2 protein-coding genes are annotated in these 2,717 nt (G+C 61.9%); both read left to right on the top strand.

From position 1 onward, the window contains the following. The first annotated feature begins 115 nt into the window (after positions 1-115). A complete protein-coding gene (gene cobO / locus DWX75_RS11795; RefSeq protein WP_118016504.1) occupies positions 116-658 on the top strand; it encodes a cob(I)yrinic acid a,c-diamide adenosyltransferase in 543 nt (180 codons plus the stop codon). Between the two features lie 135 nt (positions 659-793). Next, positions 794-2,446 carry a dihydroxy-acid dehydratase gene (ilvD, locus tag DWX75_RS11790; RefSeq protein ID WP_118016503.1) on the top strand — a complete coding sequence of 551 codons (1,653 nt, stop codon included), beginning with the start codon at positions 794-796 and terminating at the stop codon, positions 2,444-2,446. Positions 2,447-2,717: the final 271 nt, after the last annotated feature.

The following is a 2,717-nucleotide window of genomic DNA, read 5'->3' as shown; positions in this document are numbered from 1 at the left end:
TGTGGACAAAATGATTTTACATTTTGTCACAGCCCCTTTTTGTCAGGACAGGCGGATGTTGCTATAATATTGGGTATAAGAAGACAAATGGGAAACGGGAACGGAGGGACTCCACATGGAACCACATGGACTCATCATCGTGCATACGGGCAACGGCAAGGGCAAGACGACGGCGGCGCTCGGGCTCGCGCTGCGGGCCTGGGGCGACGGGCTGCGCGTGCTCATCCTGCAGTTCATCAAGGGCGGCTGGAAATACGGCGAGCTGCAGGCCATCGAGACGCTCGCCAAGGCGGATGGACGCATCCGCGTCGAGCAGTGCGGCCTCGGCTTCACGCGGCGGCATCAGCAGGAAGGGGAGGAGAACAAGCACCGCGAGGCGGCCGCAGCAGCCCTCGATAAGGCGCGCCGGGCCATCACGAGCGGCAGCTGGGACCTCATCGTGCTCGACGAGATCAATTACGCCGTGAAATTTGGCCTGATCAAAGAGGAGGAGATGCTTGCGCTGCTTGAGGAGAAGCCGCCAGAGCTTCACCTCGTACTGACGGGACGCGAAGCGGTGCCGGCCTTAATCGAGCGCGCCGACCTCGTCACGGAGATGCGCGAAATCAAGCATCCGTATCAAAAGGGCATCAAGGCGCAGAAGGGCATCGAATTCTGACCCCTTGCAATCTGACAGAAAAGCTTGTATAATTTACAACATGACACATGAACGTGTTGGTTTATATGAGTTCGCATGGCAAGTCGTCTGCAATGGATAGACATACGGCCACGAACCAGGTTAGGAGAGTTGTTTATGAGAAGCGATATTGTCAAAAAAGGTGCGACGCGCTGCGCCCACCGTTCCCTGTTCCATGCCAACGGCTATGGTCCGGAGGACCTCCAGAAGCCGCTTATCGGCATTTGCAATTCCTTCAATGAAATTATACCGGGTCACATTCACCTGCGCGAGATCGCTGAAGCCGCCAAGCTCGGCGTTGCAGCGGCGGGCGGCACGCCCTTTGAGTTCCCGGCCATCGGTGTCTGCGACGGCATCGCCATGGGCCACACGGGCATGAAGTATTCGCTCGCAAGCCGTGAGCTCATTGCCGACTCGATTGAAGCCGTCGCGATGGCTTCGGGCTTCGACGGCCTCGTGCTGATCCCGAACTGCGACAAGGTCGTGCCGGGCATGCTCATGGCCGCTGCCCGCCTCAACATCCCGGCCGTCGTCGTTTCGGGCGGCCCGATGCTGCCGGGCCGCTTCCACGGCCACGATGTCAGCGTCAGCCAGGCCTTCGAGGCTGCCGGCAAATTCGCAGCCGGCCAGATGGACGCTGTCGAGATGGCAGACCTCGAGTCGAAGTGCTGCCCGGGCTGCGGTTCCTGCGCCGGCCTCTTCACGGCCAATACGATGAACTCGCTGACGGAAGTCCTCGGCATGGGCCTGCCGGGCAACGGCACGATCCCCGCTGCCTACACGGGTGCCCGCCGCCTGCTCGCCAAGCGCGCCGGTGCGGCCCTCATGGATCTCATCAAGAAGGACATCAAGCCGCGTGACATCATGACGCGCGAGGCTTTTGAGAACGCCATCACGGTTGACATGGGCATCGGCGGCTCATCGAACACGGTCCTGCATCTCACGGCCATCGCACACGAGGCCGGCATCGAGCTGCCGGCACCGCTCTTCGACGAGATCTCGCGCCGCACGCCGTACATCACGAAGCTCAGCCCGGCCGGCAAGCATCACATGACCGACCTCAACGAGGCTGGCGGCATCCCGGCCGTCATGCATGAGCTCTCCAAGAAGGGCCTCATCCACCTCGACGCCCTGACGATCACGGGCACGGTCGGCGACCGCATCAAGAATGCCGAGGTCCTCAACCGCACGGTCATCCACAGCGTTGATGACCCGTACCGCAAGGAAGGCGGCATCGCCATCCTCAAGGGCAACCTCGCGCCGGACTACGCCGTCGTCAAGGCTTCGGCCGTTGCTGCCGACATGCTGACGTACACGGGCAAGGCCAAGTGCTACAACTCCGAGACGGAGGCTTGCGACGCCATCATGGCCGGCGACATCCACGACGGCGACGTCGTCGTCATCCGCTACGAGGGCCCAAAGGGCGGCCCGGGCATGCAGGAAATGCTCAACCCGACGGCTGTCATCACGGGACGCGGCCTCAAGGTCGGCCTCATCACCGACGGCCGCTTCAGCGGCGCCAGCCAGGGTGCCTGCGTCGGCCATATCTCGCCTGAGGCCATGGAGGGCGGCCCAATCGCCCTCATCGAAGACGGCGACGAAATCACCATCGACATCCCGAACCGCAGCCTCTCGCTTGCCGTCAGCGACGAAGAGCTCGCCAAGCGCAAGGCCAACTGGAAGAAGCCGGAACCCAAGATCAAGACCGGCTACCTCTCCCGCTACGCCAAACTCACGACGTCCGCCAGCACCGGCGCCGTCCTCAAATAACGCTTCATCCATATTGCAGTAAAAAACGAGCCCGGCAGGATTCCCCTCCTGTCGGGCTCGTTTTGCACCTCATCGCCCAGCCTTCCCCTCTGGGGAAGGTGGCAGCCGAAGGCTGACGGATGAGGTAAGACGCTGCGGAATGTATTCCGGCTTCAGCGCGCGGCTAAATGTGAAAGGCGGGGACGAAGGAGCAACGCTGCGCGAAGTCGGCTGGCTAAAGGACGCCAGGCACCAACGCTCCGCTTATGCTCCCTCGTCCCCTCCATGCGAT

This window comes from Mitsuokella sp. AF21-1AC (assembly GCF_003458855.1).
GTDB lineage: Bacteria > Bacillota > Negativicutes > Selenomonadales > Selenomonadaceae > Mitsuokella.
The sequence above is the reverse complement of the archived record's forward strand: the minus strand, read 5'-3'. Positions and strand labels throughout refer to the sequence as shown.